Here is a 13,135-nt window from a genome sequence, read left to right as displayed (position 1 = left end):
ATTTTATTTTAAAAGGTCTTTCTTTTTTTTCTCCACTTCTTTTAGTAATGCTTCGGGTAATGACTTTTTTGCAAAATCAAGATTAGTGCTTACTTCAAAATCAGCAATTATCATTTGTTGAAAGTCTTTGATGAACTCAAGTTCTTCGATTCGTTCTTTGAGTTTTTTGATTTCCTCGTTTTTACTCATGGCTTTAGAATTTTGTTCAAAGGAACGCAATTTTTTCATCCAATAGGTTATTGAAGAGCGAGAAATTCCATGTAATTTGGAAGCGTGATTTACCGAAATTTGACCGTTTGAAATTTGGTCAATGATGGAAAGTTTTAGGTCAAAACCAATTTTTTTGTACTCAATTTTTGGACAGTGTCCGTTTTTTGTGGGTTCCATAGTTTACTAAAAGTGTTTAATTTTTAGTCAACCTATTTCAGGATTTGTCAGGGTTAAAATTGGCTATAACGTGTCGCGGCTTGCAGAAGTGGCGAACTTCGTGACCGAGATTTTTCCGCTAAGATAAAATTTCTTGCGAAAGATAAACGTGAATTTACCACATATTTCGCCATTTTTGCAAACCGCTGTTATAGCCAGTTTTTTATATTCACATTAAGATTATTTATTAGGTTACTTACAGAATTGCTTAATAATTTATATTCTTCAGTAATTTGTTCTTGACTTTTATTTGCAAGAAAAAAAAGATTTGATGAAATTAAATAAAGTGATTCTACTAATTCAGAATTATCTGAAATTGAATTCTCTAATTTCCATCTTTCTAATGATTTAGATGACAAACCTACTAGAGGGAAATCGTGTTTCTTTTCTTTATTAACTATATTTATCACTTTTCGCTGTGCGGTAATTCTGTTTAAAAAATCATCCATTTATTTAGTGTGTTTTATTAATTTATTGAACCAATTCTCAATTTTTTCGAATTCATTAATTATTATTTCAAGTTCTATTTCTGAAATTTTTTCTCCAATTCCCCTTGTTGCTAAAAGTCTCGATTCTCTTAATCTATTGTAAACAAAGTGATTAATTTGAATTGAATATTCCTCGATATTAAGCGCAGAATCACGAGAAAATTCATTTTTTTTTAAAAATCCTAGTGAAAAGCACGAAGCAAAGTTTCGAATTGCCAAAAAAATCATTGATAAATCAAAATCGACTGAATGACTGTCGGAATTAATTGAATTTTTTGATTCGTAAAATAATTGAGTAAACTTATCTAAATCATCTTTGATATTATTGTAAGGTTTTGGCTCTCCAAGCGAACTTAAAAAAGGAATATCATTTTTTGAAAAAATACATTTTGATTGAATAAATAGATGCCAAGAAAATGGATTACCTTCTTTCCATAATTCAGAAATTCTTCCATATGTATAAATTGAATATTGTTCTTTGTCAATTTCTTGAATTTTCTCTTCTACATCTTTTAATATTAGCAAATCAACATCTGAGAACTTATCTATTTCTCCTCTTACTATCGAGCCAAACGCATAAATTTCCATTATCTTCTATTGTATCTTTTTATTATTATTGATGTAAACAAAGCAAAACCTATAAATCGTACAGTTGTAATAATAGTTAAAAATAAATCTGAATAATTTGGAGGCTTATTAACTCCCATAATTATTGATGGTGCATTAAAAAATGAAGATAGGTAATCACATAATAAATTAGAATTTTTAAAAGTCAAAGTATCAATTACTGAAATAATTAACCAAAAATAAAATCCAGCTCTTAACAATTTTAAAGGGCTTTCGCCATTACCCCAAATGAAATCCTGTAATTTGAAATAAAGCCATTTGAGAAACATTCCGAAACGATTCCACCCATTGTATTTATTTCTATAATATGTTTTTTTAGAATTCCAAGATTCGTATAAATGTTCTTGTGTAGCTTTAAGTTCAATTCTTATAGCTTTGTTAACTGATTCTGATTCGCCAATACCTTGATAGTTTATTCTTAAAGTTCTTGCAAATTTTAATATTAAGTTATTATGACTTGGACAATTATTACTTAATATTTCAGAATCAACTAATGTTTTTTCAAATGTTGCATAGTCAAATCTACTACCAGGGAATTTACTTCCTTGAAAATTACAATTGATAAATTTACAGCCATTAAATTCGCAAGAATCGAATGTTATATTTCTGAAATAACAGTTTTCAAAATAAGAATGACTAAAGTTTACCTTCGTGAATGTAAGGTCTTTACTTCCAATTCTGACAAAATGTTTATTATGATAATTTGTTAACTCTAAATCTGTTTCAATTATTTTGTCTTCGAATTTTTCTCGTCCACTATTTATCATTATTTGTCATATTTTTCTGTTTTCTTAAAATTGGCTATAACGTGTCGCGGCTTGCAAAAGTGGCGAACTTCGTAACCGATTATTTTCGGCTAAGATAAAATTTCTTGCGAAAGATAAACGTGAATTTACCACATATTTCGCCATTTATGCAAACCGCTGTTATAATATGTATTTTTCAGCACAAAATTTCGTCGTTATTCAATTTTTCACCGCAATACTTTTGGCTACAAACTGCATCACTTTAATTTAACCAAAATGCTTTCGGCGTAACGATTTCAACAAAATATTTTTCGACGCAAACTGCATCACTTTAATCGAACCAACTTACTTTCGGCTTAATGAATTCACCAAAAACTATTTCGACACAAACTGCATCACTTTAATTGAAGCAAATTACTTTCTGCTTAACGATTTCGCCAGAATCTATTTCACATAAAACTGTTCTTTTTTTTTTGATAAACGACAACTTTTTGGATTTCAGATTATTTTCTTAGTAGGAGAGAAGCAAGGAATTTTTCACCGCAAAATTCGGCGCTAAAATATATTACAACGGTTCACCACTTGCCTTGGTTGGGGAAATAGAACCAGATTATTTTCCACCGAAACGAATATACGAATAAAAACGATAATTCCACCGAAGCCCCAATCATGGCAAATGGTTGTTGCAGTAAGTAATTGTTCAAAATCCTATTTTGTTCAAAATTGTATTATTACAATCTAATTTGATCAATTCCGCAGCACTTAAATTGAATAAAATAGTTTTCCGCTTAACAATTTCTTTCTTAATTATTCAACGTAAACTGCATCGCTTAAATAGAACCAAATATTTTCCACTTAACAATTTATTTTTGATTTTAAGCGCAAACAGCGTCACTTAAGTAGAATTAAATATTTTTCCGCTTAACAATCACTTTCTTATTTTTAAGCGCAAACAGAATCACTTAAATAAAATCGAATAATTTTCCGCTTAACATTATCTTCTTGATTCTTAAGCGCAAACAGCATTACTTAAATAGAACTAGATAATTTTCCGCTTAACAATTCCTTTCTTATTTTTATGCGCAAAATTCGGCAAGATTATTTACTGCAACGTTTTGCGGCTTTGAAATGGTGGGGAAATCGTAAACGATAAATTTTCGGCTTAAAGAAAATTTGAAGCAAAACGATAATTCCACTAAAACCCCACTATTGCAAAACCGTTGTTAAGCAATGTAATTATACGACAATTTTAGTAATATTTTGTGGATTTTAAATGAACTTTTAGAAGTTTTTCAGCTAAATGTTTTTTATATTTTTCCGCTCCAACTTTCGCCACAAACACTTCGACAATCATTTTCCGTTTCAACTTTCGCCACAAACACTTCGACAATCCTTTTCCGTTTCAACTTTCGCCACAAACACTTCGACAATCCTTTTCCGTTTCAACTTTCCCACAAACACTTCGGCAATCATTTTCCGTTCCAATTTTCGCCACAAACACTTCGGTAATCATTTTCCGTTTCAACTTTCGCCACAAACATTTCAGCAATAATGTTTCATTCCAAATTCCGCTTAAGATGCTGATTTCAAAATATTTTCTGCTTAATCATAAATGTGAATTTTAAGCAGATTTTTATTTTTTGATATTATATTGCTTAACGTGTCGCGGCTTGCAGAAGTGGCGAACTTCGTGACCGATTATTTTCGGCTAAGATAAAATTTCTTGCGAAAGATAAACGTGAATTTACCACATATTTCGCCATTTTTGCAAACCGCTGTTGGCAGTAGTACTAATTACGTTCTCTTGTTTCATTTGTAATTTCGTCAACCGATATGTTATAAAAGCTAAAAATAGATTCGACACTTTTAATATTAGCTATTTCCCAAAAATTCCTGTATTCGTATTCATTATAGTTACTAATATATTTTTTGTAATCATTTATTATCAGTATTACTCTCAACGTTCCTAAATAATTGAATTTGATTCCTAGTTCAGTTACAGCTTCCATATAGTTATCTGGAATAATTTTTTCTAATTCAGAAATGTTTGTAATTCCATATTTTTCTAATTCATATAAAATGTCAATTTCATTAGAATCATAATCTCCAAAACCTTCATATATAAAATCAGGAATTAATTTTGAGAATTTCAGTTTTAAAAATTCTTTCAAATCTGTTATATTTATTTCAGTATTTTTCATTATTTATTTTAAGTTGCGATAGATTCATGACTCTGCGGAAGTATTACTGCCAACGTGTCGCGGCTTGCAGAAGTGGCGAACTTCGTGACCGATTATTTTCGGCTAAGATAAAATTTCTTGCGAAAGATAAACGTGAATTTACCACATATTTCGCCATTTTTGCAAACCGCTGTTATAGCCAGTTTATTTTACCGAAATGATATTAGATTCAGGAAGTTGTAAATTTAATTTTTTTCTAAGAAATTCTGTTAATATATCTATTCTCGTACCTATAACTTTTGTTCTATCTTTAATTGGCCAATCTGTCATTATTGCAGTTAATTTCGGTCTTTTATTTTGAGTAAATATATCCATAGGATCAGTAAACCATAATCCACAACCGCTGATTCCATGTAAATCTGGACCTACAGCAAATTTATTAATTTTTAAATTATATGATTTTTTCCTTTCATAAGATGTTACAATATTAGAATTTATGTTTCTATTGTATTTCATATATTCACATTCCTTGGCTGGAGTTGAAAATTGAAAAAATGGATAACTATGAAAAGAGTTTTTGCTTTGTGAAATCTTTGAAAGTGTGGTAGGATATCCAAGAAAAGTATAATATGGTTGATTTTCAAATTTATGATTAATTGCTAAATCATCGTCTTTTAAGAATTTATAAGTAGTTAATAATTCTTCTACACTTTCTTTATCTAATTCCAAAAATCCGATGTCAACAGAATCCTTTTCCCTGCTTATAAAAAACTCATTAATATATGTTATTCCTCCTGGTTTAAATAAGTTTTTTCCTTTTTCTAATGGAATAACTAGGTTTTCAAAATTATCAAGAACATGTGAAGCAGAAACAAGAAAAAAATGATTTTTGACTTGTATGAACACACCTGAACCATAAACTTTATATTCTGGATTAATCGTTAAAAGCATACAAGTATAACTTTTAATTATTGTTAAATTGCTATATTGCAGTTCGGTGTATTTTTTCAGGATTTCCATTTTTCTGTAAATTGGCTATAACGTGTCGCGGCTTGCAAAAGTGGCGAACTTCGTAACCGATTATTTTCGGCTAAGATAAAATTTCTTGCGAAAGATAAACGTGAATTTACCACATATTTCGCCATTTATGCAAACCGCTGTTATAATATGTATTTTTCAGCACAAAATTTCGTCGTTATTCAATTTTTCACCGCAATACTTTTGGCTACAAACTGCATCACTTTAATTTAACCAAAATGCTTTCGGCGTAACGATTTCAACAAAATATTTTTCGACGCAAACTGCATCACTTTAATCGAACCAACTTACTTTCGGCTTAATGAATTCACCAAAAACTATTTCGACACAAACTGCATCACTTTAATTGAAGCAAATTATTTTCGGCTTGATGAATCGCCAGAATCTATTTCGACGCAAACTGTATCACTTTAATTTAATCAGATTACTTTCGGCTTAACGATTTTACCAGAATTTATTTCGACACAAGCTTTTTCAAAACCTTCTTAATAATCATCAATTTTTTTCATTGCAGATTATTTTCTTAGTAGGAGCGAAGTAAGTAATTTTTTCACCGCAAAAATGGCGAAATATATATTATAACGTTTTGCGGCTTTGCGAGGTTGCGAACTTCGTAACCGAGTATTTTCTGTTACTGCTAATGTTCTTGCGAAAGATAAACTTGAATTTACCACATATTTCGCAGTCTCGCAAAACCGCTGTTAGCCGTTCGGTGTTCTTTTTTCTACTTATTTTTCATTTTCTAATATGTTTATTATTCATCATTTTCTGCAGTTTTAAGTGTATAATTTCCAAGTCTCAATAACGCAATTATTAACAAAAGCATAACTGCTGAAGTATAATTTTTTGTGTTGAAAAAACAATGTGCTATATTGTTTCTTAAATTCATTCCCTCTGATGTAAATAGAAATTTAAAAAAAGCAATATCGTCTTCTGGAATTAATGCTATTAGCTTTTCGTTATCTAATAATTTGTCAAAATTAATTCTTTCCTCTGTTCCATTTTCTTTTATTTCTATTGTTTGAGCTTCAATCATTCTTGAAAATTCACGTAATAGGCCTTCAAATTTCAATACTAAACTGTCTATTGCCAAAATGTAACCTTGTGTATTATGGTTGTTTGTTTTTATATCAATTTCAGTCTGAATAAAAAAACTTTGTAAAGCTGGAGAAAGTAATTCAATCCAATTGAAACCTTGCGTTTCGCTGTTTGTGTCCAAGTATGTAAAATCTTGACCATACCAAGAATTGTTCTTTAAGTATTCAATTAAGCTTTCGTATGAAATTTTACCATTTTTAATTCCTTTTGAAACTACAAGCCAAATGTGATTAATAGAAAAATTATTTATATGTATTGAATATGGATTTATTCCACCTGATTTGTTTTTACTGATGTTATTATTAATGTCAAATGTTATCGTAGAAACTAAATCTAACATTACTGGCTTAATATCTTCGTTTAAGGTAGAAGCCTTTGGAAATAAGTTTTCTAAAATTAGATATTCATAGATATCTTTAACATTTCCATTTTCAATTAGTTGGTTAGTTTTTTCTTTAGTATAATCCCACCATTGATTTAAAGCTTCATTTATTTTTTCGTCTTTAATTTCAAAAGAAACTTTTTTAAGGTCAATAGTCTTTTTTGCTTGTTCTAGTAAAACTGCTGTTTGTTCAATCTTTTCTTTATTGTTTGCTTTTTTATATTCTTCTAAAGCGTTTGCGTAATAGTGATGAGCAATAAAGCCTTGATTTTTTTCAGTTTTGAGTTGTGATATATGATAATCTCCTATTTTTTCGTGAAATTCACTTGTTGATAGATTTAGCTTTTGACTTAAAGTAACAAGCAATTTTAGGTAGTTTTCTAATACCCTTGATTCTAAATTTCCAATCATATTATACGAATAATCGTAAAATTTTTGGGTTGTCGAAGAATTGTTTTTTTTTTCGTTCGAAACGATGAAATCCATTAATGAATACTTAGTAAAATCATTAAGTTTATCACTATCTAAAAGCGATACTAAGTAATCAATAACTTCATCTTTTTTGTAGTTGACTTTTTGGCTCAACACAAAAATATTTTTGAAATAATTCCCAAAAGAATAGCATTGTAAATTATCATCAACAGAAAAGGAAGAGTTTTGTAAAACCAACAAATAGTTTTCAATTGCTTGTTTTGCAAAATCAATGTGTTTAACAGGACTTAACCATAGCAAATGATTGTATTTTGCTTTATACTTCGGGTTGTTAACTTTGCTTGCTCGTGTTTTAATATAATCAAAGTTATCGTCAAATAATTCTAATTTTGGATAAGCATCTGCACCAACTTTAAATTTTGGAATATGTACGCCATTTTCTATTGAAAAGTCAGCGAAAAATAATTCATAAGAACAGATTTTCTTTAAGCTTTCTTCATTTGTTCTATCTCTTAAATCCGTAATATATTTATAAGTGTTTAAATCTAAATGTTTAAAATTAGTGTCGTTTTCAAGATAATCGTAATACTCTTCTAAGTTTTGAAAATTCATTTGATGTTTGATTTAGATTTCATTTTTTACGAGGTTTTGTCTTGTCCTGATATAGGTTGACCTTTTTTTGTTAATGTATAATTTCAAAAATAGGTGATTGTAGTCGGAATATTGATAAGTTTAGAAAAAATCTTTGAAAGGATTTTTTTCCAAACTTGTCAACATTCCTACGCAACTAAATTAGTATTTTTTTTCTTTTTATAAGGCTTGTATTGATGGGTTTGATTTTTATGTGCATATTGTGGTGTTTTCATTTCAAGAGAGCAATGTCTACGCTCATTATTGTAAATTTCTATAGCTTGTTTCACCATTTTTTGTGCTGTTTTTAAATTTGGAATTGTTTTATTTAGTCCAAATTCATGTTTTAAAATTCCGTTTATTCTTTCGGCTACTGCATTTTCGTAAGGGCTTGAATTTTGAGTTGTACTTAAAATAATGTTCTTTGATTTGGCAAATTCAGCAAAGTCCGGACAGCAATATTGTATACCTCTGTCGGAATGATGGATTAGATTTTCATTTTTATAAAGTCTGTTTTTAACAGCCATTTGCATTGCGTCTTTGACAAGTTGAACTTTCATATTTGTATCAATTTTGTATCCCATTATTTTCTTGGAATAAACGTCAGTAACCAGGGCTAAATAGGCATGTTGTGAAGCTAATTTAATATAGGTTATATCGCTAACAAAGACTTGTTCTGCGTGTTTTATTTCAAGGTCTTTAAGTAAGTCGTCTGACTTGTAAAACCCATGTTTAGAGTCAGTTGTTATATGATAAAGCTTTGTTTTTTTGATTAATAAATTATGATATTTTAAAAAGTGAATAAACTTATCTCTACCCATTTTTATATCATTTTTTAGAAAGTCATCTTTGATATCCAAGTGTAGTTTTTTACCTCCATATCGTACCATTTTTTGACGGATAGGTGTTATGAGTTCTTTGATCTTTACAGCCTGTAAATCTTCTGTTTTTTGTTTGTTCATTCGTTTGTAATAAGCCTGTTTGCTTATTCCGAAGCATTGGGAGAACCATTTTATTTTAAAAGGTCTTTCTTTTTTTTCTCCACTTCTTTTAGTAATGCTTCGGGTAATGACTTTTTTGCAAAATCAAGATTAGTGCTTACTTCAAAATCAGCAATTATCATTTGTTGAAAGTCTTTGATGAACTCAAGTTCTTCGATTCGTTCTTTGAGTTTTTTGATTTCCTCGTTTTTACTCATGGCTTTAGAATTTTGTTCAAAGGAACGCAATTTTTTCATCCAATAGGTTATTGAAGAGCGAGAAATTCCATGTAATTTGGAAGCGTGATTTACCGAAATTTGACCGTTTGAAATTTGGTCAATGATGGAAAGTTTTAGGTCAAAACCAATTTTTTTGTACTCAATTTTTGGACAGTGTCCGTTTTTTGTGGGTTCCATAGTTTACTAAAAGTGTTTAATTTTTAGTCAACCTATTTCAGGATTTGTCATTTTTTACACTGACGGCTAACGTGTCGCGGCTTGCAGAAGTGGCGAACTTCGTGACCGATTATTTTCGGCTAAGATAAAATTTCTTGCGAAAGATAAACGTGAATTTACCACATATTTCGCCATTTTTGCAAACCGCTGTTAGCAAACGTATTTTAATTAGAATTAATTAAGGGTAAAATTATTCCACCAATTATAGAAACTATTAGACTCAAGATTGAAATTAAAATTGTAATATTTTCTTTATTGAGTAATGATTTATCTCTATTGAGAATTATTTGCACATGCGGTAAAAATGTTCCTTTTGTAAAAAAAAATGTTGCTAAAATCCATGATAAAAAGAATATTCCTGTACTAATAGAATAAATTATTTCTCCGTTTTTTAAAAAGTGAGATAAGTAGAATAATGAAATTGCAAAAATTACACCGGTAGCATAGGGGAATATTTTATTTAGTAACCAATGCCATGGACGTTTCTTCTTTAAGAATTCGTTTATTTGTGAAGATTTACCAATAACCCAAGTTTCTTCATCTCCGTTAACATCAAGGTTTGTGAATATTTTATAGAATAACAATCTTACACTCTTATCTATATTTCCATTTTCATTCCAACCTGTCATACTAATAGATAAATTATTTAATTTATTTGGTAATTCTCTATGTTTCAAAAACTCTTCTAGTGATTCAGATCTAATGTCCAAGTCATCTAATCTCGTTAATATTTCAAAATCATTACTTCTTTCATTTTCAGAGAATGTCTTCGTTATAATTTCTACTAAATGGTTTAAATCATTTAATTCTAATTTGCTAGCATCAAGTTTGAATGATTTTGTATATTTTCTCATAAAATGAATTCGTCTCGTTCGGGTAATATGTTTGCTAACGTCTCGCGGCTTTGAAATGGTGGGGAATTCGTAAACGATAAATTTTCGGCTTAACGAAAACTTGAAGCGAAACGATAATTCCACTAAAACCCCACTATGTCAAAACCGCTGTTGTACGAGGCTTATTTTTAGTCGAAATTACAATTTTAACCGCAATATTCAATTTTTTTGATCGAATAATGTTATTTTCTTCTACTTATTTTTCTACTCTCAAAGTTCGGCTAAGTTCGGTTTTCAGATTTCACTTTTCAGGCAGAATTCGGCACGCACAGTTCGGCTAAGTTCAATTCTTAGATTTTCCTTTTCAGACAAAATTCGGTACGTACAGTTTGGCTAAGTTCAATTCTCAGATTCTGCTTTTCAGATAAAATTCTACGCGCACAGTTCCGATAAGTTCATTTTCCACGAGTTTTTCCTCTGATTTGATTCTACGCGCACAGTTCGGCTAAACACAATACTTAAAAGTTCCTGCGGAAATAAATTTTTAGTTGACAAAAGTGTTTTCTGCGTAATTTCGGCATAAGTCTCGTACAACGTTCCCGCGCTTGTAGTCTGTTGCGGACTTCGAAGACGAGAATTTTTGGCTATACGAAAATACAAATTAAAAACGATAATTCCACTAAATTCCGCAATAGCTACAAACGTGTGTTGTAATAAGTAATTATATTGATCATCATCCTTTTCGCAGATTTATTTTCCGCAATCTAATTCACCACAAAATTCTTCATTTAAATAGAATTAAAGTATTTTCGGCAAACTATGTTTCCTGATTCATTTTTTCGCAAACTGCATCACATCAATAGAACCAAAATATTTTCTTCTTAACGTTTTATTTCTGATTTTCAGCGCAAACTGCATCACATCAATAGAACCAAAATACTTTCTACTAAACAATTACTTTCTGTTTTTTTATGCGAAAAGCTCGGCAAAATTATTTATTACAACGTGATGCGGCTTTACAATGGTGGGGAATTCGTAATTGATATTTTTCGGCTTAACGAAAACATGATGCGAAACGGTAATTCCACTAAAACCCCACTATTGTAAAACCGTTGTTGTCATGAGTAATTTTTAAATATTTATATTTTGTTTCAACACAGATTATTTAGTTAAAAAGTCAATGCTGTTAAGCGAAGATAATGATTTTCTGTTTACCGATTTTGTAAAAATTAATTTAGCCACAGAATTAAATTCTGTTGATCGAAGAGAATGATTTTCTGATTATTGATTTTGTGATTTGAAAGTCTGTTACAAATTAAATTCTGTTGATCGAAGATGATGATTTTCCGTTTACCGTTTTTGTCGTTTAAAATCCTGCCGCTAATTAAATTCTGTTGATTGAAGCAAATTACTTTCTGCTCAAATATTTTGTCTTTAGAAATTCTATTGCTTTTTCTTTGCGTAAAACCATTATTTATGACAACGTCTCGCGGCTTGCAGAAGTGGCGAACTTCGTAACCGATTATTTTCGGCTAAGATAAAATTTCTTGCGAAAGATAAACGTGAATTTACCACATATTTCGCCATTTTTGCAAACCGCTGTTAGTGGCTGTTATTTTATTTTCGCTTCATATTCGTTTATAATTTTATAGTCTTTGTCTTTTATTATTATTTTGTAAATGCCTTTCTTTAGAATCAGGTTTGAAGTTGATTTTTCGTTTAAAATTTCAATTAAATCTGCTGGAATTCCATTCTGTTCAAATTCTTTTTTTCTGTATGCTAAAACTAAAATTGGATATTCAGTTATTTTATTTTCAGGAATTTTGTACGCTTTTCTTTCTCCGTTTAAATATAGCCAATTTGGTCTTTCGTTAATGTATTTTGTTATTGGATGAACTATTCTACAATCAGTTTGGTCGTTTGTTTCACTTCCATTAAATGTTTTTCCAATTTCATTTACCATAATTACTGGTTTTTCTGAATTAGCAATTAATACATATGGACTTATAAATTGTATATCTCCTTTTTCAGAATATGCCACTTGGTCGATAGTAAATGGGTCAATATTGGTTTTTTCTTTTAATCTTCCTGCCATTGCTTTTTCCCAACTTTTATTTCCTGGTGTTCCTTCGATAACGTGATCCCAACCGCAATGAATTAGAAATTTAGCATTTGGATTTTCTTTAATGATTTTAGCAATGTTTTCTGCCTGACCAATTTCTCTTTGTTTACCATTAGATTTATCATTTGGTTCATAAGTAAATAATGTAAATCCAATTTTAATTGCTTCTTGAAGTAAATTTGCCATTTGCGGTTCTTGTGTATAATATCCACTTTCTAAAACAGGATATTTTCTATTATTTATTAAAGTATCAGAAAGCGCTTCTAATCCAAAAAATCGATAGCCATTATCATATAATCCTTGTAAAAGTGAAGTTGTAAAAACTCGATGTCTTATGTTATGATGAGCTTCATTTATAATTATAATTTTTTCTCTTTTGGAACGATTTAAAATATATTCTTTTGCATCATTTTTTTTAAATGAATTAAAATACAAACTGTCTTCTTTTGAAATTTTTTTAATTCCACTTCCATTTTTATCCCAAGTTTTTAGTGCTTGTAAATAATATTCGCTAATCGAATAATCAGTTGCGCCCATTTGATATTTCCAAGACAAAGTATCTTTATCAATTTTAGTTTCTATGTCTTTAGAAAATTGATAAGTTTCTTTTTTAATTTGCGCTTCAATTTTGATTACAAAAAGTAAAATAATGATAAGATTAAGTATTTGTTTCATAGTATTTTATGCGTTATTTTAGG

The 13,135-nt window shown here is 29.6% G+C and carries 11 protein-coding genes; all 11 read right to left on the bottom strand.

Annotated features, from left to right (window positions below; translation table 11 throughout):
* Window positions 1-3: 3 nt before the first annotated feature.
* Window positions 4-387, bottom strand: coding sequence for a helix-turn-helix domain-containing protein (locus ACVEGE_RS18390; RefSeq protein ID WP_192502009.1), 384 nt, complete (start codon window positions 385-387; stop codon window positions 4-6).
* Window positions 388-575: 188 nt separating this feature from the next.
* Complete coding sequence (locus ACVEGE_RS18385) at window positions 576-875, bottom strand: hypothetical protein (RefSeq protein WP_192501618.1); 300 nt, start codon at window positions 873-875, stop codon at window positions 576-578.
* On the bottom strand, window positions 876-1,502 hold the full coding sequence (locus ACVEGE_RS18380; protein WP_192501619.1) for a nucleotidyltransferase domain-containing protein: 627 nt from the start codon (window positions 1,500-1,502) through the stop codon (window positions 876-878).
* Window positions 1,502-2,308 (bottom strand): pentapeptide repeat-containing protein, encoded by an 807-nt coding sequence (locus tag ACVEGE_RS18375; RefSeq protein ID WP_192501620.1) that lies wholly within the window; start codon window positions 2,306-2,308, stop codon window positions 1,502-1,504. Before ACVEGE_RS18375 ends, ACVEGE_RS18380 begins: the two co-directional genes overlap by 1 nt.
* Window positions 2,309-4,077: 1,769 nt before the next feature.
* Window positions 4,078-4,458 carry a hypothetical protein gene (locus ACVEGE_RS18370; RefSeq protein ID WP_192502050.1) on the bottom strand — a complete coding sequence of 127 codons (381 nt, stop codon included), beginning with the start codon at window positions 4,456-4,458 and terminating at the stop codon, window positions 4,078-4,080.
* A 213-nt stretch (window positions 4,459-4,671) separates the two neighbouring features.
* Complete coding sequence (locus ACVEGE_RS18365; RefSeq protein WP_173839503.1) at window positions 4,672-5,487, bottom strand: hypothetical protein; 816 nt, start codon at window positions 5,485-5,487, stop codon at window positions 4,672-4,674.
* Window positions 5,488-6,259: 772 nt separating this feature from the next.
* Window positions 6,260-8,029 carry a DUF4209 domain-containing protein gene (locus ACVEGE_RS18360; RefSeq protein ID WP_192501714.1) on the bottom strand — a complete coding sequence of 590 codons (1,770 nt, stop codon included), beginning with the start codon at window positions 8,027-8,029 and terminating at the stop codon, window positions 6,260-6,262.
* Between the two features lie 167 nt (window positions 8,030-8,196).
* A complete protein-coding gene (locus tag ACVEGE_RS18355) occupies window positions 8,197-9,036 on the bottom strand; it encodes an IS3 family transposase (RefSeq protein WP_458008648.1) in 840 nt (279 codons plus the stop codon).
* A 23-nt stretch (window positions 9,037-9,059) separates the two neighbouring features.
* A complete protein-coding gene (locus ACVEGE_RS18350; protein ID WP_192502009.1) occupies window positions 9,060-9,443 on the bottom strand; it encodes a helix-turn-helix domain-containing protein in 384 nt (127 codons plus the stop codon).
* Window positions 9,444-9,646: 203 nt separating this feature from the next.
* Window positions 9,647-10,336 (bottom strand): hypothetical protein, encoded by a 690-nt coding sequence (locus ACVEGE_RS18345; RefSeq protein ID WP_192502046.1) that lies wholly within the window; start codon window positions 10,334-10,336, stop codon window positions 9,647-9,649.
* A 1,591-nt stretch (window positions 10,337-11,927) separates the two neighbouring features.
* On the bottom strand, window positions 11,928-13,112 hold the full coding sequence (locus tag ACVEGE_RS18340; protein ID WP_173857662.1) for a hypothetical protein: 1,185 nt from the start codon (window positions 13,110-13,112) through the stop codon (window positions 11,928-11,930).
* Between the last annotated feature and the right edge of the window lie 23 nt (window positions 13,113-13,135).

This window comes from Flavobacterium sp. PL002 (assembly GCF_054165825.1).
Note: the sequence above shows the minus strand (reverse complement) of the source record. Positions and strands in the feature narration are given on the sequence as shown.

Excerpts from the sequence above, each read along its gene's own strand:
- ACVEGE_RS18390 (WP_192502009.1), bottom strand. The coding sequence starts at position 387 with ATGGAACCCACAAAAAACGGACACTGTCCAAAAATTGAGTACAAAAAA.
- ACVEGE_RS18385 (WP_192501618.1), bottom strand. The coding sequence starts at position 875 with ATGGATGATTTTTTAAACAGAATTACCGCACAGCGAAAAGTGATAAAT.
- ACVEGE_RS18380 (WP_192501619.1), bottom strand. The coding sequence starts at position 1,502 with ATGGAAATTTATGCGTTTGGCTCGATAGTAAGAGGAGAAATAGATAAG.
- ACVEGE_RS18375 (WP_192501620.1), bottom strand. The coding sequence starts at position 2,308 with ATGATAAATAGTGGACGAGAAAAATTCGAAGACAAAATAATTGAAACA.
- ACVEGE_RS18365 (WP_173839503.1), bottom strand. The coding sequence starts at position 5,487 with ATGGAAATCCTGAAAAAATACACCGAACTGCAATATAGCAATTTAACA.
- ACVEGE_RS18360 (WP_192501714.1), bottom strand. The coding sequence starts at position 8,029 with ATGAATTTTCAAAACTTAGAAGAGTATTACGATTATCTTGAAAACGAC.
- ACVEGE_RS18350 (WP_192502009.1), bottom strand. The coding sequence starts at position 9,443 with ATGGAACCCACAAAAAACGGACACTGTCCAAAAATTGAGTACAAAAAA.
- ACVEGE_RS18345 (WP_192502046.1), bottom strand. The coding sequence starts at position 10,336 with ATGAGAAAATATACAAAATCATTCAAACTTGATGCTAGCAAATTAGAA.
- ACVEGE_RS18340 (WP_173857662.1), bottom strand. The coding sequence starts at position 13,112 with ATGAAACAAATACTTAATCTTATCATTATTTTACTTTTTGTAATCAAA.